Source organism: Roseateles sp. P5_E4 (assembly GCF_054049255.1).
Genome location: NZ_JBFUMS010000001.1, coordinates 293,228 through 311,855 on the forward strand (window position 1 = coordinate 293,228; position 18,628 = coordinate 311,855).

Below are 18,628 nucleotides of genomic sequence, written 5' to 3' on the forward strand. Positions count from 1 at the left end.
GAGGATGCCCGGCAGCCTAGTGATTGACGCCACTGCCCCGAGCTGAGACTTTCGCCTTTTGGCCCCTTCTTGAAAGGGCCAGGAGGCGACTGTGGCCGACAAGGGCGGATTTGGCAGCTTCCCGTGGGCAAGTGCCGCGGTGCTGGTGGCCTTCGTGGCCAGCACCCAGCTCGTGCCCCATGCCTTCGAACCGCTGCGGCCCGCCGAGAAGGCCCGCGCCCAGGCGCCGCTGGACCCGGATCTGGACGTCAACGCCCGCCTCTGGGAAGACCCGTTCACTGCGCTGCGCCGCTACGAGACGGAACGGGCGGAGCGCTGCGAGCGCGTGCGCAAGCAAACCTCGCAAACCCTGGACATCGACTGCCGCGACCGCGTGGCCGAGGTGCGTGACCCGCAGCGCATGCTGGCCAAGCTGGACCGCGACCACGACCAGCGCCTGGACGACACCCTCATCATCATGGGCCTGCTGCCCGGCGCCGATTTCGTGGGTGCCGAGGAGGCGCGGCGGCGTGTGCGCTACGCGACGCTGGCCGGCCTGCTGGCCCAGGACTATGTGCCCGACAACGCGGAGCGGCTCAGCCTGCTGGAGTTCAACCTGCTGGAGGCGGCCGCTCCGGCCGAGGCGGCGTCAGTGGCTTCAGCAGCATCGGCGGCCTCCCGGCCCGCTGCCGCCGACAAGCAGGCGCGCGCGGCCAAGGACAACTTCGTCGTGCCCTACGAGCTGTTGTCGGCGCGCTCGGAGCACCGCCGCAAGCCCGACGGCGAGGGCGATGCCAAGGCCGACAAGCCGCGCCGCTATGGCCAGATCGCCTTGCTGTGGGTGGACGAGAATTCCCTGCCCAACCGCAAGCTGGATGCCCTGGCCCGGCTGACCCAGCAGCTGATGGGCAGGCCGGCCCGCGACCTTGCGGCACCGGGTGGATCAGACGGGCAGCGCCTGCCCAGCCTGGCCGTCATCGGCCCTTCGTCGACCGACGCGCTGCGCGCCGCACTGATGGACCTGCGCTGCGCGGCCGACCGCAAGAACGCCGCCGCCGATGCCCTCAGCCCTGCGGCCAGCGCGGCGGCCGCACGCTGCAGCTCGGGCGTGGCGGGTGCCGTGCGGGGTCTCGCGCCCGACCTGCAGGAGGGCTACGAGCTGCTGTCGCGTGCCGAGTTCTACAACTCGGCCTCGACGGCGCCCAACAGCATGATCGCGGAGCTCAGCGACCAGAAGCTCGAGTCCTTCGTCACCGACCAGTTCAACCGCATCACCGGCGTCAACCCGGTGCGGCCGGTGCAGATGGTGCGCACCATCGGTACCGACGCCGAGCTCATCAAGCGCATCGTCGCCGAGCTCGGCCTGCGCCTGCCGCATGAGGGCCGGCGCGTCGTCATCGTTGCCGAGCGGGATTCCCTCTATGCCCAGTCCCTGGTCAGCGAGCTGCGCTACCGCCTGCCCGAGGGGCGGCCGCAGAGCCAGCCGCTGAAGATCGAGGTCATCTATTTCTTCCGTGGCATCGACGGCATCACGACGCGCGAGGCCGGCACCGCCGCCGCAGCCGGGCCGGCGGCCAAGAGCGCGCCGCTGGAATGGCCCGAGAGCCGTGACCAGCTCGACTATCTGCGCCGCCTCGGAGCCGGGCTCAAGCGCAGCGAGGCCGACTCAAGCCGCCTGCCCATCGGTGCCATCGGCATCTTTGCCAACGACGTGCACGACAAGCTGCTCGTTCTGCAGGCCCTGCACGAGGATTTCTCCGACCGCATGTTCTTCACGACGGACATGGACGCGCGCTATCTGCACCCCCGCACCCAGGCTTTCACGCGCAACCTGGTTGTTGCCAGCAGCCTGCCCCTGGCCTTCTACCCGCCCGCGGCAGGGGCACCGCACGGCGCCGTCGACCTGCAGGCCGGCACGCCGCCGCTGCGCGACATCTACCAGGCCAGCACCTATGCCGCCGCCCGCCGGGCCGGCTGCCGCAGCGAGAGCTGCAAGCGCGACGAGAGGCTGTCGCTGGAGCCGGCCCTGCAGAAGCCCTCGCTGTACGAGGTGGGCCGTTCCAGCGCAGTGCCGCTGGCTGGCTATGCGCTGGAGGCCCAGCCGACGCCACCGAGCGCGGGGCGCCACGGCCTGGCCGTGCTGATGGTGGTCGTGATGAGTTGCGCGCTGCTTGTCTGGCCGTCCACGCCGGCGATCCGGCAGGCGCGCCGTGTCTTCCTGCGCGAGCCGACGATGGACAACCAGCCGCAGATGGACATGACGTCCATCGTGCTGGTGGCCCTGCATGCCGGCGTGTTCGCCTACGTGCTGGCCAGCCTCATCGAATTCCTGCTGCCCAGCCAGCTCGGTTTCGTTCATGCCCTGCTGCTGGCCAGCCTGGCTGCTTTCGGGGCACTGCTGGCCGTGCTGCCGGCTTTGCTGCTGGCGCGGCGCGAGCAGCCAGCGCCGCCCGACCAGCGCGCTGGCGTCGACCGCCTGCATCTCGTCGTCGTGCTGCTGGTGGTGGGGGTCTGGCTGTGGCTGGCCTGGCCGGCCGGCGGATGGAACCAGGCCGGCGTCTGCGACAGCTGCGAGCCGGTGGCCTGGCTGGAAGGCGTCAGCGCCTGGCCTTCGCATCTCATCCACCTGCTGGCGCTGTTCGCCATCCTGTGGACGCTGGACTGGGCCTGGGCCGACTCGCTCAACCAGCTCCGCCACGACTCCGACTGGCTGCGGCTGCCGCGGCCCGTGCCCAAGCCCGTCGTGCGCAGCGACATGCGCCAGCTGTTGCGCGGCTGGTTCGAGCATGTCAGCGTGTTGTTCTGGAAGCCCGGCGTCGGCTACAGCTGCGACTTTGACGAGCTCTGGCAGGAGTACGGCGAGCGCGGCGAGGCCCGCCCGCGCGCCGCACGCACCCTGGTCTGGTACGGGCTCACGCTGAGCTGCGTCGGGCTGCTCTTCCTGTGCCTGTCCGAAGGGCAGATTCCCGAGGTGCCCGTGCGCGGCGACGAGCACCGCCAGATGGTGAGTGCCACGCTCTACGCCATCCTGCTGCTGCTGCCGCTGCTCATCGTCGCGGTGGCCGACGCGACGGTGCTGCTGGTGCGCTTCGTGCATCACATGAATGCCGGGCGCACTTTCTATCCCGAAAGCACTATCGAGATGTTTGCCAAGTCCCTGGGCGAGGAGCACAGGGCCTTGTGGGCGCAGCGCTTCAGCGCCCGGCCCGAGGACCGCAGCAAGGACGGCGGCGGCTTCGCGGTGCACACGCTGCTCGACGACTGGATCGACATCCAGGTCGTGGCTCGGCGCAGCACGCCGGTGGCCCGCCTCGTCATCGGTCCGTTCGTCGTGCTGGCGTTGCTGGTCGTCGCGCGCAGCCGGCTGTTCGACAACTGGTCGCTGACGCCGGCCATCGCCGTCGGCGTCAGCTTCTACATCGCCGCGCTCATCGGCCTGACGCTGCTGCTCAAGCGCGCCGCCGAGACGACGCGCCGCCGGGCGCTGGCGTCCATGCAGGCCGATCTGCGCTGGCTGGCGGGCAGCGGCAAACCGCTGTCCGACCTCGTCGAGCCCTACAAGCGGCTGATCGTGTCGGTCGAGAACGAGCAGTGCGGTGCGTTCGCCTCCTTCTTCGACCAGCCCCTGCTCAAGGCCATCCTCGTGCCCCTGGGGGGAGCGGGCGGTACGCAGCTGTTCGACTACCTGCTGCTCGGCCGCTAGAACAGCGGCGCTGATGCGATCTGGCAATTTCAAGCCCTAGAACCGCGGGCCGACCGGTCTGCACTTCCCCCCTCCATACGATGGTGTTTGCTGTCAGGGCGACTAGCCTGTTAGAGCGGCCGCCCCGATTCGAGGCCCCCGTCGGGCGCTCCCGGCATCGCCGTTCCATGCCGGTCACTGGAGTGAAGCATGACATCCGATCAACGACTGCTGGCCCTGATCGGCCGCCGGCTACCGGCCATCTTCGACGTCATCCCACGCGGGCCCCAGGGCTTGTCCGTGCATGATCGCGTCAGCGCCGTGGCATTGAATCCCCAGCCGCTGCCGCCCGAGCACATAGGCGCGGCGCTGGCGCAGGAGTTCGCCCACATGGCCTGGGTGAGCGACCGACTGGGCCTGAACTGGAAGACCATGGGCCAGGATCTGGACGACTGGTGCCCCACGCAACCGCGCAAGATCAAGTTCCCCGTTGGTTGGCCGCCCGTGCCCGAGCCCGATCCGCATCCGAACTGGCTGGCCGAGTTGCACCTGGGCTTTGCGGCCAAGCTGTCGGCGATCTCCGCCGAAAATGCCGGCACGCCACTGGCCGCCACGCTGGACCGCGCCGTCAATCGATCCGTCGACGCGCTGTCGCAGTTGCAGGCGAAGTGAAGCTCAGCGGGCCGGTGCGCCCACGGCCTGCGCGGCCTGAGCGAGACGGCTCGCTTCGTCGCCGCAGATGTCGACCCAGGGCAGGCCCTGGGCCGACAGTGCTGCGCGCAACCGGCCGTCGAAGCGCGACCGCACCTCGGGGCCGTCGCGCTGGATGCCGTCGGCCAGCCAGGGGAGGTCAGGCGCGCACAGCAGCGTCAGCGCGCAGCGGCGCTGGAAGGCCAGCGCGGGGACGAGCAGGCTGTCGTCGCCGAAGTAGTGCTGGCTGCACAGTGCCGTGATCAGCGGCGTGGTGTCGCAGAAGACCAGTTCATGCGCCCGCGCCGCGGCCTCGATGCGCGCGGCCTGCTCGGCAGCGATGTGGGCCTGCTCGTGCTGCAGCGGTGTGCGGCCATGGGCGTCGCACCATTCGCGCAGGTATTCGCTGACGAGCCCGGCATTGAAGCGGGCCGCCAGCGCCTCGGCCAGCGTGGACTTGCCGGTGCATTCGGCACCCAACAAGGCAATCATCCTTGCCATGAAGGCTCCGCAAATTGTGCGTGGCCAAGTTCGCCGTGTGGTGGCTGGCCAAGCGACTGCCGTGGAACCGGCTTTGCCGGGCCACTGGCAGTGCCCCCTCGAAGGGGGCGCGCGCAGCGCGGCGTAGGGGGTGAGCTCATTTTCTCCAGGCGCGCCAGCCGATCACGCTCATCGGGATGAAGCCCGCGTAGAGGATCACGGTCAACCAGTAGCCCTTGAGGCCAAAGAGCACGACGCTGACCACGTTGACGACGATCCAGGTCGGCCAGTTCTCTTCGTACTTGCGCGCCAGCAGCCATTGGCCAAGCAGGCTGGCGACGGTGGGGAAAGCATCCCAGTAGGGAAGGGGGCTGTCGGTGTTCTTCGCGAGAAAGACGCCGAGCAAGGGCCAGGCGGCCAGCGTCAGCAGCGCGGGCTTGACGAGGCCTTGCAGGCCGAGGCGGCGTACCTTCAGCGCCTCGCCCTCGCGCGTGCGGCCAAAGCGCCATTGCCACCAACCCCACAGCGCCAGTGCTGCGAACACCAACTGCAGCCCGGCCTCGCCGTAGAGCTTGCCGTCCAGAAACAGCGCGAAATACATCAGCGAGCTGATGAGGGCCAGCGGCCAGGCCAGCAGGTGGACGCGCATATTGCAGACCACCATCCAGACGGCCAGCACGAAGGCCACCAGCTCCAGCCAGGAGATGGGGCTGCCGAATGCTGTGAAGGCCGGCGCAAGAAGCGCCGTCCAGATGGTGGCGAGCATCAGCGCTTGATGGAAGACGCTGCAGCCGGCGCCAGCGGCACGAAAACTTCGTCGGACTTGATCATGCCCAGCTCGAAGCGGGCCTTCTCCTCGACCATCTCCAGGCCTTCGCGCAGATCACGCAGTTCGGCCTGCAACTGGGCGTTGCGGGCCCGGGCCTTGTCGTTGTCGGCCTGGGCCTGGCTCAGTTCCTCCCGGAGCTGAGCGACGTGCGGAATGCTGCCCCGGCCCACCCAGAGCTGGGCTTGGATGGCGATCAGGAAGATCGCCAGGACCGCGGCAAGCGCCTTCAAGCTTTACTTGAGGTTGTAGAAGGCGGCGCGGCCTGGATAGAAGGCGACGTCGCCCAGGTCTTCCTCGATGCGCAGCAGCTGGTTGTACTTGGCCATGCGGTCCGAGCGCGACAGCGAGCCGGTCTTGATCTGGCCGGCATTCAGGCCGACGGCGATGTCGGAGATGGTGCTGTCCTCGGTCTCACCCGAACGGTGCGAGATGACGGCGGTGTAGCCCGCGCGCTTGGCCATCTCGATGGCGGCGAAAGTCTCGGTCAGCGTGCCGATCTGGTTGATCTTGATCAGGATCGAGTTGGCGATGCCCTTGGAAATGCCTTCCTGCAGGATCTTGGTGTTGGTGACGAACAGGTCGTCACCAACGATCTGCACGTTCTTGCCCAGGCGGTCGGTCAGGATCTTCCAGCCGTCCCAGTCGCCTTCGGCCATGCCGTCTTCGATGGAGATGATGGGGTATTTGTCGACCCAGGTGGCCAGCATGTCGGTCCACTCCTGCGCGGTCAGCTGGATGCCGCCTTCGCCTTCGAGCACGTACTTGCCGTCCTTGTAGAACTCGCTCGCGGCGCAGTCCAGGGCGATGGCGATCTGGTCGCCAGCGCGATAGCCGGCCTTGTCGATGGCCTGCAGGATCAGCTGGATGGCTGCCTCATGGCTCTCGACGCTGGGTGCGAAGCCGCCTTCGTCGCCCACGGCGGTGGAGATGCCCTTGTCGTGCAGGATCTTCTTCAGCGCGTGGAAGACCTCGGCGCCCCAGCGCAGCGCTTCACGGAAGCTCGGCGCGCCCACGGGGACGATCATCAGCTCCTGCAGGTCCAGCGAATTGTTGGCGTGGGCGCCGCCGTTGATGACGTTCATCATCGGCACCGGCAGCTGGCAGCCGTTCATGCCGCCGAAGTAGCGGTACAGCGGCAGGCCCGACTCTTCCGCCGCGGCGCGGGCCACGGCCATTGACACGGCCAGCATGGCGTTGGCGCCCAGGCGGCTCTTGTTCTCGGTGCCGTCGAGGTCGATCAGGGTCTTGTCCAGGAAGGCCTGCTCGGAGGCGTCCAGGCCCAGCACGGCCTCGGAGATCTCGGTGTTGATGTGCTCGACGGCCTTCAGCACGCCCTTGCCCAGGTAACGGCTCTTGTCGCCGTCGCGCAGCTCGATGGCCTCGCGCGAACCGGTGGACGCACCCGACGGCACGGCCGCGCGGCCCATGACGCCGGACTCCAGCAGCACGTCGCATTCGACGGTGGGATTGCCGCGGCTGTCGAGGATTTCTCGACCGACGATGTCAACGATTGCGCTCATGGGGTTGTCTCCTGGAAATGAAAAATTCGGGCGGGCGCAAGTGTGCCAAGCGGGCGTTACCGTGTCACAACAAGCGGCCGGTGCGTTGGGGCGGGAGTTTAAGTGCTGGGCTGCGTCGGTCCCTGGCGCCATAGCCGCCAGGTGACGGCCGCGAGCAGCAGCACGCCCACGCCCAGCACGGCCCACAGCAGCAGGCGGCGCGGGGGTAGAGCGGGTTCCGCGGCTGGCATGGCCTGGGGTGTGAAGGCGCCGAGCTGGGCTCGGCCCAGGCGGGCCTGCTCACGCTGCCAGTCGGGCACCACTTCGGCCAGCGAGTGCGGGCCGGTCTCTGGCGCTGCGGCGCCCACCTGCAGGCTGAAAGGCGGTTCGCCCTGGGCAGCCCACACGAGGCGGGTGACGCGCACGGCCCAGTCCAGGCGCAGGCTGTCGGCGGGTGGCAGGGCGGTGCCGCGTGGCGGCAGCAGCCGCAGCTCGCTCGCTCCCACGTTCAGCGGCAGTGCCGGTGCGGCGTCGGCCGGGGCATCGCCGCGGTCCACGCGGTAGAACACGCTGCGGGCCACGGTCTGCCACGGTGCTTTCGCGCTTGAGCGCGTCTGCACCTGCACGGGCAGGACCCAAGTACCCTGCGTGCCGGCCAGCGTCAGGCTCAGCAGGGGCTGCGGGCCGCCGAGCGGGATGACCCAGCCGCCATCGGCATCTTGCGCGGGCAAGGCCGAGCTGCGAACCAGCTGCTGCGGCGCCGCGCCAGCGGGTTGGGCCAGCAGGGAGGCGGCCTCGGGCTGCACGGCGCGCGTGGCGTCGTCCCACACCAGGCGCAGATAGCGTTGCGGACGGCCTGGCAGGGTGACCAGCGGCTGGGCCAGCGGCGCGCCGTCGGTCGTGCGCAGGCCCAGCAACTGACCGGTTCCCAGCACTTGCCAGGCTTGCAGGTCGGGGCTGGTCTCCAGCCGGTAGCCGGCCTGGAAAGCTGCGGCGTCGGTGGGCCAGCGCAGCCGCAGTTGGCGGGGCTCGGCCGGCCATTGGGCCGGCCGAGCCCAGGTCCAGCAGCCAGCCGGCGGGAAGCCGATGACGTGGTGCCGACGCGGCGACCGGGGCCGGCGGCAGCGCGGCCAGCTTCAGCTCGCGCTCGGGCATGGTCAGCAGCTCGTCCGGCAGCAGCGCGAAGGGCACGCGGCGGCCCTGGGCGTCAAGCAGCTGCCAGTCGCGCAGGTCGCTGCCCAGGCTGTGCTGCCAGGCTTCGGCCGTGGCATCCAGCGTCAGGAAGGGCGCGGGTTGGGTGATCTGCACCGGCGCGCGGTGCGGGCTGGCTGTGGCCGATGTGGCGGCCAGCAGCACCAACAGCTCAAGAAGGCTTTTTCTCATCTTGTGTAGAGCCCGGCAAAGGCGCGATATAGCCGATGACCAGCATCAACACGCCCACGCCGATGAAGGAGACGATGCGCAGCACGGTGCCGCTGCCCTGCAGGTCGAACAGCATCAGCTTCAGCACGACGGCACCCAGCAGCACGGCGCCGGCCAGCCAGGGCGCGCGCTGGTGGCGGCGCGTGCCCAGCAGCATCAGCACCAGGGCCAGGGCGCTCCACAGCAGTGCCAGGCCGGTCTGCACGCCGCGGGACTCGAGCCAGCCGTCGACGTGATAGGGCACATCGCCCCAGTGATGGAAGCAGCGGATCAGCATGCCGTTGAGCCAAAGGAAGGCCAGGGCTGCCGGCACAGCCAGCGAGGAAGGCGGCAGCTTGAGCGCGGCAGCAGCCGGGCTGCGCAGCCAAGCGACGACGGCCAGCAGCGCGGCGGCGATGCCGAGGTCGAGCGGGTTCAGTACCGGGATGTAGGGCAGGGGTTGGGCGTTGCCGGGGCTGGCCCAGTTGGCGATCAGCACCCAGGCCGAAAGTGCCAGGCTCAGCACGGCAGCGCCCACCTGGGCATAGGCCGCAGGCGCCAAGCGCAGTGGCCAGGCCTGTTGATCAGCAGGGCGACGCTGCTGGCGCAGCACGGCAGCCAGCAGCAGCGCCGGCACCAGCAGCCAGCCCAGCCAACCCCAGGCACTGCCGGGGTCGCCGAGGTCGGCCGTCCAGTGGCGGCCCTGCAGAGCGCCGAGCAGCGCAAATGCCAGCAAGCTGCCGGCATGCGTGGCGTTGCGCAGCAGCGCGGGCCAGTGCGGCGCCGTGCGTTGCAGCACGAGTGCCTGCGCAACCCAGGCCAGCGGCAGTGCCCACAGCCCACCGGCCGACAACGGCGCGCCGTGCAGTACGGTGCCCAGGATGCCCAGCAAGCCCCAAGCCGGCAGCAGCAATGCCGTCGGCCACGCGACCGTGGGCCAGCGCCACAGCGCCTGTAGGCCCAGCAGCAAGAAGCCGATGGCGGCGATCAGCGCGACGCTGACGGCCCACTCGTGCGGTGCCGTCACCCACTGGTCAAGCACGATGCCTGCCGCGACGGCGAGCCAGGCGGTGCCCCAGCCGACCAGTGTGAACGCGACCGCCGAATGCCACGACCGGCTGTCGTCACGGCCCAGGAAGCGCGAGGCGCCCAGCCCGGCGGCGGCGATCAAGAGCGCATTCAACAGCTGCGACGGCGCATGGAGGCCGTCGGGGTCGCCGCGGGACATCGACCACAGCAGCGTGAAGCCGCCCAGCGCCATCAGTGCCAGGCCGCTGGCGAGTACGCGCAGCCGGCCTTGGCGCAAGCCCAGCCAGACGGCGCCGACACCTTCCAGTGCCCAGGCACCGGCGGTGGCCTCGGCGCTGAGCGCGAATGGAATGACCAGCGTGCCGAACACGGCGCCGAGCGCGATGAAAGCCTCGAACACCAGGGCATGCGCCGGGCGGCGCCGCACCCAGGCGGCCAGGCCCGCGTAGGCCGCGCCGATCAGCAGCGCAGCAAAGGCGATGGCCATCGAGTCGGGCTTGAGCAGCGCGTACTGCATCGCCGAAGCGAAGACCGGCACGCCGAACAACAGCGTGGCTTGCAGCCAGACCTCGGGTGCTTGTGCGCGGCGGCCCGGCATCAGCAGCACGGCGGTGAACAGCAGCCAGAAGGCGATCAGGAAGCCCTGGGCGACGGCGTAGTCGGCGGGCGTATAGGCCGTCAGTCCCCAGGCACTCGCGATGAAGGCGGTGAAGCTGAAGGCGATCAGGTTCAGGCGCGGCCAGTGCTTGAACCAGGCGACGAGCGCCACGCCCAGGCCCAGCACGAAGTCATAGCCGAGCAGCATGGCGATGGCGCCGCCGCCGGTGGACAGCAGCAGCGGCGTGGCATAGCCGCCCAGGGCGGCGACGACGGCCAGCGCCTGCGCGTCCTGCTTGACGGCCAGCAGTGCCGCCAGCAGCGAGACGGCCAGCATCAGCGCGAACACGAGTGCGAGCGGCTCCAGGCCGGCCAGCTTCACGGCGGCAAACAGCGTCAGGTAGACAACGGCCACGCCGCCGCCTTGCAGCAGCAGCCCGTAGCCGCGCGAGCGCAGCCTCAAGCGCCAGCCAATGACCAGCAGCGCAATACCGGTGGCACCGATGCCGGCCAGGCGCACTTCCAGTGGCACCGTGACGTTCTCTGCCGCGAAACGCGCGAGGAAGACGAGGCCGAGGAAGAGCATCGCCAGCCCCACCTTGACGATGGTGTTGGCCGCGGCAAGGCGCTGGGCCCAGGCGGGCATGGGGATGGGACGGCGCGGGACGGGCGCCGGGGCCGGTGGTTGGGGTGCCGGCCTGGGCGGCGGCGGTGCAGCAACCGGCGTCGCGACGTTAGGTGGCAACGGCGCGACAACCGCTTCGGTCCGCTGAGGCACGGCCACAAGGGGCGTTGAAGCGGGTGGTTGAGCGGGCAGCGGCGCCGGCGCCGGTCCGCGGGCTGTGAGCTGCTTTTCCAGGTCGGCGATGCGCCGCCCCTGTTGCATCTGCTGCCAGCCCAGCCAGCCCACCGCGGCGCCGAGAAACGCGCCGATCAGACTCTCCGAGGCGAAGCCGCCGAACAGCGCGCCCAGCAGCAATGCAACGACGGCCACGGGGCTCAAACGCCTTCGATCAACACCATGCGCATGACGGCGATGCCCTCGCGGGCCTCACGCGCCACACCGTACTCGGGCGAGTCATAGAAAGCCTGTGCGGCTTCCGGCGTGGGGAACTTCAGCAGCACGACACGCTCGGGTGTCCAGTCGCCTTCGAGCACCGTGGTCTTGCCGCCGCGCACCAGCACCTCGGCGCCGTGTTCCTTCATCGCCAGCGTCGAGAGTCGCCGGTAATCCTCGTACTGCGCTGGGTTGGTGACCTTGACGTTGGCGAGGATGTAGGCAGACATAGGTCTTTCAGCAGGAAAAGTCGTTCTCCAACAGAGGCTGCTTCTTGACGACGCGATCCAGCGCCACCAGTTGCTCCAGCAGCGTCTTCATGTGCTTGAGCGGCACGGCGTTGGGGCCGTCGCTGAAGGCCTCGGCGGGGTTCGGGTGCGTCTCCATGAACAGGCCCGCCACGCCCACGCCCACGCCGGCCCGGGCCAGCACGGGCACCATCTCGCGGGCACCGCCGCTGGAGCCGCCGAGGCCACCGGGCTTCTGCACCGAGTGGGTGACGTCGAAGACCACCGGCGCGCCGGTGTTGCGCATTTCGGCCAGGCTGGTCATGTCGGCGACCAGGTTGTTGTAGCCAAAACTGACGCCACGCTCGCAGGCTAGGAAGAGGTCTTCGGACAGGCCCACCTCGCGCGCGGCGGCGCGGGCCTTGTCGATGACATTCTTCATGTCCCAGGGCGCGAGGAACTGGCCCTTCTTGATGTTGACCGGCTTGCCACTTTGCGCGACCGCGCGGATGAAATCCGTCTGGCGGCACAGGAAGGCCGGGGTCTGCAGCACGTCCACGACGCTGGCGACCTCGGCCACCTGCGAGGCATCGTGCACGTCGGTCAGCACCGGCAGGCCGGTCTGGCGGCGCACCTCGTCGAGGATCTTCAGGCCGGCTTCCATGCCGACACCGCGCTTGGTGGTGCCGGACGACCGGTTGGCCTTGTCGAACGAGCCCTTGTAGATCAGCGGAATGCCGAGGGCTGTGCACGCTTCCTTCAGCAGGCCGGCGACGTCGAGCGACATCTGCAGCCCCTCGATCGAGCAGGTCCCGGCGATCAGGAAGAAGGGTTGGTCGATACCGACATCGAATCCGCAAAGCTTCATGGATCAGGCCTTTTGATGGTGTTCCAGCGCGGCCTTGATGAAGGCCGTGAACAGCGGGTGGCCGCCCCAGGGCGTGGACTTGAATTCGGGGTGGAACTGCACGCCCACGAACCAGGGGTGCACCTCGCGCGGCAGCTCGACCATCTCGGTCAGCTTCTCGCGCTGGGTGATGGCCGAGATGACGAGGCCGGCCTTCTGCAGGCGGTCGAGGTAGTGCTCGTTGGCCTCGTAGCGATGGCGGTGGCGCTCGGTGACGATCGGGCCATAGATGTCACGGGCCAGCGTGCCGTCCTTGACGTCGGAGCTCTGCGCGCCCAGGCGCATCGTGCCGCCGAGGTCGCTCTTCTCGTCACGCTTCTGGATGCTGCCGTCGGCGTCCTGCCATTCGTCGATCAGCGCGATGACGGGGTGGGGCGTCTCGGGATCGAACTCGGTGGAGTTGGCGTTCTCGAGGCCTGCCATGTGGCGGGCGTACTCGATGGTCGCGACCTGCATGCCCAGGCAGATGCCCAGGTAAGGCAGCTTGTGCTCACGGGCGTACTGGGCGGCCAGGATCTTGCCTTCCACGCCGCGCTTGCCGAAGCCGCCGGGCACGAGGATGGCGTCGAACTTGGCCAGCGTGTCGACCGTCTCGGGCGTCAGCGTCTCGCTGTCGACGTACTCGATCTTGACGCCGGCATGGTTGTGGATGCCGGCGTGGCGCAGCGCCTCGTTGAGCGACTTGTACGAGTCCGACAGGTCGGTGTACTTGCCGCACATGGCGATGGTGATCTCGGTCTTGGGGTTTTCGACCTCGTAGACCAGCGTGTCCCAGCGCCTCAGGTCCGTGCTCTTGGTGTTGAGCTGGAGCTTGGTGCAGATGAGCTGGTCCAGGCCCTGCTCATGCAGCATGCGCGGCACCTTGTAGATGGTGTTCACGTCCCACATCGAGATCACGCCGTACTCGGCGACGTTGGTGAACAGCGAGATCTTCTCGCGCTCGTCGTCGGGGATGCGGCGGTCGGCGCGGCACAGCAGCGCGTCGGGCTGGATGCCGATCTCGCGCAGCTTCTGCACCGTGTGCTGGGTCGGCTTGGTCTTCAGCTCGCCAGCGGCGGCGATCCAGGGCACATAGGTCAGGTGCACATAGGCCGTGTTGGTCGGGCCGGCGCGCAGGCTCATCTGGCGCACGGCTTCGAGGAAGGGCAGGGACTCGATGTCGCCCACCGTGCCGCCGATCTCGACGATGGCCACGTCAACGCCCTCGGCGCCGCGCTTGATGTATTCCTGGATCTCGTTGGTGATGTGCGGGATCACCTGCACCGTCTTGCCGAGGTAGTCGCCGCGGCGTTCCTTCTCGAGCACGGTCTTGTAGATCTGGCCGGTCGTGAAGTTGTTGGCCTTCTTCATCCGCGTGGTGATGAAGCGCTCGTAGTGGCCGAGGTCGAGGTCGGTTTCGGCGCCGTCGTCGGTGACGAAGACTTCACCGTGCTGGAAGGGCGACATCGTGCCGGGGTCGACGTTGATGTAGGGGTCCAGCTTGATCAGGGTGACTTTGAGGCCGCGCGATTCGAGGATGGCAGCCAGGGAGGCCGACGCGATGCCCTTGCCCAGGGAGGACACCACACCGCCGGTGACGAAGACGAATTTGGTCATGTCTTGCAGCACGCAGAACAGCATGCTGAGGTGGGAAATTGCGATTGTACGAGACCCGTCAATTGGGCCCCAGCAACTCCAGCACCAAGTCGGCCGTTTCCTCAGGTTTCTCGAAAGGGAACAGGTGCGAGCCCTCCATCCAGCGCCAGTTCTCCCCAGCCAGTTTCCTGGACGCCGCGGCACCGGCCTGGCGCAGCTCGACCGAGCGCGTACCGCCGACGAAAGCCACCGGGCACTGTGGCGGGCGCAGACGCAGCAGCAGGGGCAGGTGGTGGGGCAAGGTACGGTAGATGTGGGCCTCGACCTCGCGCGTGAAGCGCAGCCTGACCTGGCCGTCTTCCGACTCTTCGAAACCGGCGTCGATGTAGTCGGCCAGCACCCGTGGATCCCAACGGGCGAAAAGCTTCTTGGCTGAGAAATGCTTGTAGACGGCCTCGCGATCCGGCCAGACATGGCGACGCTCGCGGGCGATCTTGGACGGGCCGTAGCGGTGGATGAGTCCCGTCGTCTTGGCCATCGCAACGACCGCGGCCTTCATGCCCGACACGACGGGTGAGTCCAGCATGACAAGGCGGCTGACGAGATCGGGTCGGCGGCAGGTGGCCATCAAACTCAGCATGCCGCCCAGCGAGTGGCCGACAAGGGCGACCTGGCCTTGCGGGCGCACTTCATGCTCGATGAAATGCAGCAGCTGGTCACGCAGGCGGCGCCAGTCGCCAGTCACGGGGAAGCGCGGGTCGTGGCCAAAGCGATCCAGCGCCTCGACGTGCCAGCCGGCGGCGCGCCAACGCTCGAACAGCACGCGGTAGCAGCCGGCGGGATAGCTGTTGGCGTGAGAGAAGACCAGCGTGCGAGTTGTCATGGGCGCGCAGTTTGCCTGCGTCGGGCGACCTGTTCAGCGTCAGTTCTGGAGTGCCGAGTCCAGACGTGGCCGTCAGTCGGGCGGCAGCTCAAGCTCCAGCACGCGGCGCCTGCCGGCGTGGATCTCATCAAGACTGCGCCTGAAGCCGGGAATGCTGCGGAACAGGCGGTCGAAGCTGCCGTCCGCCAGGGCTGCGCGCAGGCCGCGCTCGATGCGGTCGGCCAGGGCCGGGTTGTCGCGGCTGGTGAAAAAGTAGAAGGGCACGCCGTAGTGCAGGAACAGGGTCTGCTCGATGGCCAGGCCGCTGTGCTGTTGCTGCTCGTACCAGGCCTCATAAACGCCGCGCGGCATGTAGTCGAAGCGCCTGGCGCCCAGCATCGCGAAGAGCTGTTCGTAATTGACGGACGTGACCACGGGCAGGCCGTTGGCGCGCAGCACGTCGGTCGATGGCCAGCCCTCGCCGGCCCCGGCCGTGAAGCGGCTCAGGTCGGTCAGCGTGCGCACGGCCCGGAAACGCGCCTGGTCGCCCCTGCGGATCAGGAAGACGCGGTAGTCGTTGAGTTCGCGCAGCAGCGAGAAGCGCACGGGAAGGAGCTCGGCCTCGCGCTTGGTGTTGCTGCCATCCCAGATGACGTTGATGGCGCCATTGTTCTTCAGCTCGACGAACTGGCGCTGGCCGCTCATCGGCTGCTCGTAGTGCTGGATCTCGAAGGCCCCGTCGCTGGCCTGCGTCTTCTCCAACGCCAGGCGCAGCAGTTGCGGGAAATAGCTTGCGTGCTCCTGCGAGCTGGGCGACAACTGCGGGATGGTGACGCGCAGGGGCTCCGCAGCCAGGGCGGCGGAGGGGCCTATCGTGGACAACAGCGCCAATGCGGCGCGGCGCCGGTTCATGGCGTTCAGCTGGCCGCCAGGCGCTTGAGTTGGTACAGCGCTTCCAGTGCCTCGCGCGGCGACAGCGCGTCGGGGTCGACCTTGGCCAGCGCCTGCAGCAGCTCGCTGGGCTCGGGCAGGGGCGGCGGCGCGGGCGGGGCGGCGAAGAGGTCGAACTGGTCGTCGGCCGCGTTCTGGCGGGCCTCCAGGGCCTCCAGCGTCGCGCGGGCCTGGCGCACGAGGCTGGCGGGCATGCCGGCCAGCTTGGCGACCTGCACGCCATAGCTGCGGCTGGCCGGGCCGGGCTGCAGCTCGTGCAGGAAGACGATGTCCTCACCGCTCTCCACGGCCGACACGTGCCAGTTCTGCGCCTGCGCATGCTTGGCAGGGAACTCGGTCAGCTCGAAGTAGTGCGTGGCGAACAAGGTGAACGCGCGGGTCTTGTCGTGCAGGTGGCTGGCGATGGCCGACGCCAGTGCCAGGCCGTCGAAGGTGGAAGTCCCCCGCCCGATCTCGTCCATCAACACGAGGGATTGGTCGGTGGCCGAATGCAGGATGGCCGCACCTTCGGTCATCTCCAGCATGAAGGTGGATTGAGCGTTGGCGAGGTCGTCCGCCGCGCCGATGCGAGTGTGGATGGCGTCCATCGGCCCAAGGCGACAGCTCGTCGCCGGCACATAGCTGCCTATTGATCCCAGCAACGCGATCAGCGCCACCTGGCGCATGAAGGTGCTCTTGCCGCCCATGTTCGGGCCGGTGATGACGAGCAGCTTGGTACGCGCATCGAGCTTGCAGTCGTTGGGCATGAACTCCGTGCCGCCGGTCTCGTGCAGGCGGGCCTGCACGACGGGGTGGCGGCCGGCTTCGATCGCCAGGCAGGGCTGGGTGACGAACTCCGGCCGGCACCAGTTCAGCGTGACGGCGCGTTCGGCCAGCGCCGCCAGCGCGTCCAGGCCGGCCAGCGTGCGGCCCAGCGCCGTCAGCGGCTCCAGGCGGCTGATCAGGGCGTCGATGACCTGCTCGTACAGCAGCTTCTCGCGCGCCAGCGCCCGCTCGTTGGCGGACAGGGCCTTGTCCTCAAAGGCCTTCAGCTCCGGCGTGATGTAGCGCTCGGCGTTCTTCAGCGTCTGGCGGCGCTGGTAGTCCATCGGCACCTTGTCGACCTGGCCCTGCGTCACCTCGATGTAGAAGCCATGCACGCGGTTGAACTGCACGCGCAGGTTGGCGATGCCAGTGCGGGCGCGCTCGCGGGTTTCGAGGTCGAGAAGGAAGCCGTCGCAGTTCTGCTGGATGCCGCGCAGCTCGTCAAGGTCGGCGTCGAAGCCGTCGGCGATGACGCCGCCGTCGCGCGTCAGGATGGCCGGCTCCAGCGCGATGGCGCGCTCCAGCAGCTCCTGGATGTCGGCGGGCGGGTTCAGGCTGGCGTCGCGCAACGCGGCGGGTGTCACAGCGCGCAGTTGCGGCAGCACCTGAAGCGTCGCGCGCAAGCCGGTCAGCTCGCGCGGGCGCACCTGGCGCAAGGCGATGCGGGCGGAGATGCGTTCCACGTCGCTGACCGATTTCAGCGCTTCGCGCAGGGGCTCGAAGCCTTCGTCGTGCAGGGCGGCGATGGCGTCGTGGCGCGAGACGGCTTCCGCCCGGTCACGCTTGGGATGCAGCAGCCACTGGCGCAGCGTGCGGCTGCCCATGCCGCTCTTGCAGGTGTCCAGCAGCGAGAAGAGGGTGGGACTCGGCTCGCCGCGCAGCGTCTGCGTCAACTCCAGGTTGCGCTGGGTGGCGGGCGGCAGGTCCAGCAGCTCGCCGCTGCGCTGCACGCGCAGGGAGCGCACGTGGGCGAGAGCCCGGCCCTGGGTATGTTCGGCAAACGCCAGCAAAGCGCTGCCGGCCGCGTGAGCCAGCGTCAGCTCATGCGCGTTGAAGCCCTGCAGGCCGGCCACGGCCAGTTGTTCGCACAGCTTGCGCTGGCCCAAAGCGGCGTCGAACTGCCAGCTCGGCCGGTTCGTGACCGGGAAGCGCGCCTTCATGACGCCCGATGGCTGCTGCTCGCGGTTCACCAGCACCTCGGCTGGCGACAGGCGGGCCAGCCAGGCGGGCAGCTCCACGTCGCTGCATTCGGCCAGGCCGATCTCGCCCTGGGTCAGCGACAGCCAGGCCAGGCCATGGCGGCGGCCGTGGCCGGAGACGGCCAGCAGCACGGCGTCCTGCTTGTCGGCCAGCAACTCGGTGTCGGTGATGGTGCCGGGCGTGACGACGCGCACGACCTTGCGTTCGACCGGCCCCTTGCTCGCGCCGACCTCGCCGACCTGTTCGGCAATCGCCACGGCCTCGCCCAGCTTGATGAGCTTGGCGAGATAACTCTCCAGCGCGTGCACCGGCACGCCGGCCATGACGACGGGCTGGCCCGCACTCTGGCCGCGCTGCGTCAGCGTGATGTCCAGCAGCGCATTGCACTTGCGCGCGTCATCAAAGAAGACTTCGTAGAAATCGCCCATCCGGTACAGCAGCAGCGTGTCCGGGAAGTCGGCTTTCAGGCCCAGGTACTGGGCCATCATCGGGGTATGGGCGCTGAAGTCAGCGGGCTGGGTCATCGGCGTCGAGCAAATAACAAAGCCCCCCGGCGGAGGGCTTCAGAATGGGCGACAGTTTACGCGGCGGCCAAGTAGGCTGGCCCGTCGGTTGAGCGGCCGACGGCCACGGAGCCTTCGCTGTGCTCCTGGCTTGCCGACGAGGCGCGCCGGCTGCCAACCTCCGTCTGGACAAGGGCGAACCGCTGGAGCGCTGGAATCGGCCTTCGCGACGGACAAAGCGCCATCAGTCACCCACGGAACGAGCGCTGGCGAACGATGCCTACCGATATGTTTTATGTTGCTGTGGCGGTGTATTTGGTGCTATGAATACCCGTCCCACCAGGGTGGGCCCCGGA

Annotated in this window: 14 protein-coding genes; 2 read left to right on the plus strand and 12 right to left on the minus strand. The window is 68.7% G+C overall.

From position 1 onward, the window contains the following. Nucleotides 1–91: 91 nt before the first annotated feature. Nucleotides 92–3,682 carry a hypothetical protein gene (locus tag ACXJLH_RS01235; RefSeq protein WP_056196798.1) on the plus strand — a complete coding sequence of 1,197 codons (3,591 nt, stop codon included), beginning with the start codon at nucleotides 92–94 and terminating at the stop codon, nucleotides 3,680–3,682. A 189-nt stretch (nucleotides 3,683–3,871) separates the two neighbouring features. After that, nucleotides 3,872–4,333 carry a hypothetical protein gene (locus ACXJLH_RS01240; RefSeq protein ID WP_457324366.1) on the plus strand — a complete coding sequence of 154 codons (462 nt, stop codon included), beginning with the start codon at nucleotides 3,872–3,874 and terminating at the stop codon, nucleotides 4,331–4,333. A gap of 3 nt (nucleotides 4,334–4,336) precedes the next feature. On the opposite strand, the gene ACXJLH_RS01245 is transcribed toward ACXJLH_RS01240, so the two are convergent. The 12 genes from ACXJLH_RS01245 to mutS form a co-directional block, all read right to left on the minus strand. Next, a complete protein-coding gene (locus tag ACXJLH_RS01245) occupies nucleotides 4,337–4,852 on the minus strand; it encodes an AAA family ATPase (RefSeq protein WP_157281485.1) in 516 nt (171 codons plus the stop codon). Nucleotides 4,853–4,988: 136 nt separating this feature from the next. After that, nucleotides 4,989–5,597 carry a nicotinamide riboside transporter PnuC gene (gene pnuC, locus ACXJLH_RS01250; RefSeq protein WP_457442215.1) on the minus strand — a complete coding sequence of 203 codons (609 nt, stop codon included), beginning with the start codon at nucleotides 5,595–5,597 and terminating at the stop codon, nucleotides 4,989–4,991. After that, nucleotides 5,597–5,890: a septum formation initiator family protein gene (locus tag ACXJLH_RS01255; RefSeq protein WP_056196809.1), complete on the minus strand. Its 294-nt coding sequence runs from the start codon at nucleotides 5,888–5,890 to the stop codon at nucleotides 5,597–5,599. Before ACXJLH_RS01255 ends, pnuC begins: the two co-directional genes overlap by 1 nt. Nucleotides 5,891–5,893: 3 nt before the next feature. Beyond that, complete coding sequence (eno, locus tag ACXJLH_RS01260; RefSeq protein WP_056196812.1) at nucleotides 5,894–7,180, minus strand: phosphopyruvate hydratase; 1,287 nt, start codon at nucleotides 7,178–7,180, stop codon at nucleotides 5,894–5,896. A 98-nt stretch (nucleotides 7,181–7,278) separates the two neighbouring features. Continuing rightward, on the minus strand, nucleotides 7,279–8,247 hold the full coding sequence (locus ACXJLH_RS01265; protein WP_457442422.1) for a DUF3999 family protein: 969 nt from the start codon (nucleotides 8,245–8,247) through the stop codon (nucleotides 7,279–7,281). Nucleotides 8,248–8,522: 275 nt separating this feature from the next. Beyond that, complete coding sequence (locus ACXJLH_RS01270; RefSeq protein ID WP_457442216.1) at nucleotides 8,523–11,180, minus strand: DUF2339 domain-containing protein; 2,658 nt, start codon at nucleotides 11,178–11,180, stop codon at nucleotides 8,523–8,525. 5 nt (nucleotides 11,181–11,185) lie between these two features. Next, nucleotides 11,186–11,473 (minus strand): DUF1330 domain-containing protein, encoded by a 288-nt coding sequence (locus ACXJLH_RS01275; RefSeq protein ID WP_457390057.1) that lies wholly within the window; start codon nucleotides 11,471–11,473, stop codon nucleotides 11,186–11,188. Nucleotides 11,474–11,480: 7 nt separating this feature from the next. Beyond that, complete coding sequence (gene kdsA, locus ACXJLH_RS01280) at nucleotides 11,481–12,338, minus strand: 3-deoxy-8-phosphooctulonate synthase (protein ID WP_457442217.1); 858 nt, start codon at nucleotides 12,336–12,338, stop codon at nucleotides 11,481–11,483. Between the two features lie 3 nt (nucleotides 12,339–12,341). After that, on the minus strand, nucleotides 12,342–13,973 hold the full coding sequence (locus ACXJLH_RS01285) for a CTP synthase (protein WP_457442218.1): 1,632 nt from the start codon (nucleotides 13,971–13,973) through the stop codon (nucleotides 12,342–12,344). Between the two features lie 58 nt (nucleotides 13,974–14,031). After that, entirely contained in the window at nucleotides 14,032–14,835 is an 804-nt protein-coding gene (locus ACXJLH_RS01290) for an alpha/beta fold hydrolase (protein ID WP_457442219.1), read from the minus strand. 72 nt (nucleotides 14,836–14,907) lie between these two features. Then, nucleotides 14,908–15,726, minus strand: coding sequence for a substrate-binding periplasmic protein (locus ACXJLH_RS01295; RefSeq protein WP_457442220.1), 819 nt, complete (start codon nucleotides 15,724–15,726; stop codon nucleotides 14,908–14,910). A 5-nt stretch (nucleotides 15,727–15,731) separates the two neighbouring features. After that, nucleotides 15,732–18,293, minus strand: a complete 2,562-nt coding sequence (gene mutS / locus ACXJLH_RS01300; RefSeq protein WP_457442221.1) for a DNA mismatch repair protein MutS — start codon at nucleotides 18,291–18,293, stop codon at nucleotides 15,732–15,734. Between the last annotated feature and the right edge of the window lie 335 nt (nucleotides 18,294–18,628).

Bases quoted from the DNA above. Each gene is read 5' to 3' on its own strand.
- ACXJLH_RS01240 (WP_457324366.1), top strand. From the start codon at position 3,872: ATGACATCCGATCAACGACTGCTGGCCCTGATCGGCCGCCGGCTACCG.
- ACXJLH_RS01245 (WP_157281485.1), bottom strand. From the start codon at position 4,852: ATGGCAAGGATGATTGCCTTGTTGGGTGCCGAATGCACCGGCAAGTCC.
- pnuC (WP_457442215.1), bottom strand. From the start codon at position 5,597: ATGCTCGCCACCATCTGGACGGCGCTTCTTGCGCCGGCCTTCACAGCA.
- eno (WP_056196812.1), bottom strand. From the start codon at position 7,180: ATGAGCGCAATCGTTGACATCGTCGGTCGAGAAATCCTCGACAGCCGC.
- ACXJLH_RS01275 (WP_457390057.1), bottom strand. From the start codon at position 11,473: ATGTCTGCCTACATCCTCGCCAACGTCAAGGTCACCAACCCAGCGCAG.
- kdsA (WP_457442217.1), bottom strand. From the start codon at position 12,338: ATGAAGCTTTGCGGATTCGATGTCGGTATCGACCAACCCTTCTTCCTG.
- ACXJLH_RS01285 (WP_457442218.1), bottom strand. From the start codon at position 13,973: ATGACCAAATTCGTCTTCGTCACCGGCGGTGTGGTGTCCTCCCTGGGC.
- ACXJLH_RS01290 (WP_457442219.1), bottom strand. From the start codon at position 14,835: ATGACAACTCGCACGCTGGTCTTCTCTCACGCCAACAGCTATCCCGCC.
- ACXJLH_RS01295 (WP_457442220.1), bottom strand. From the start codon at position 15,726: ATGAACCGGCGCCGCGCCGCATTGGCGCTGTTGTCCACGATAGGCCCC.
- mutS (WP_457442221.1), bottom strand. From the start codon at position 18,293: ATGACCCAGCCCGCTGACTTCAGCGCCCATACCCCGATGATGGCCCAG.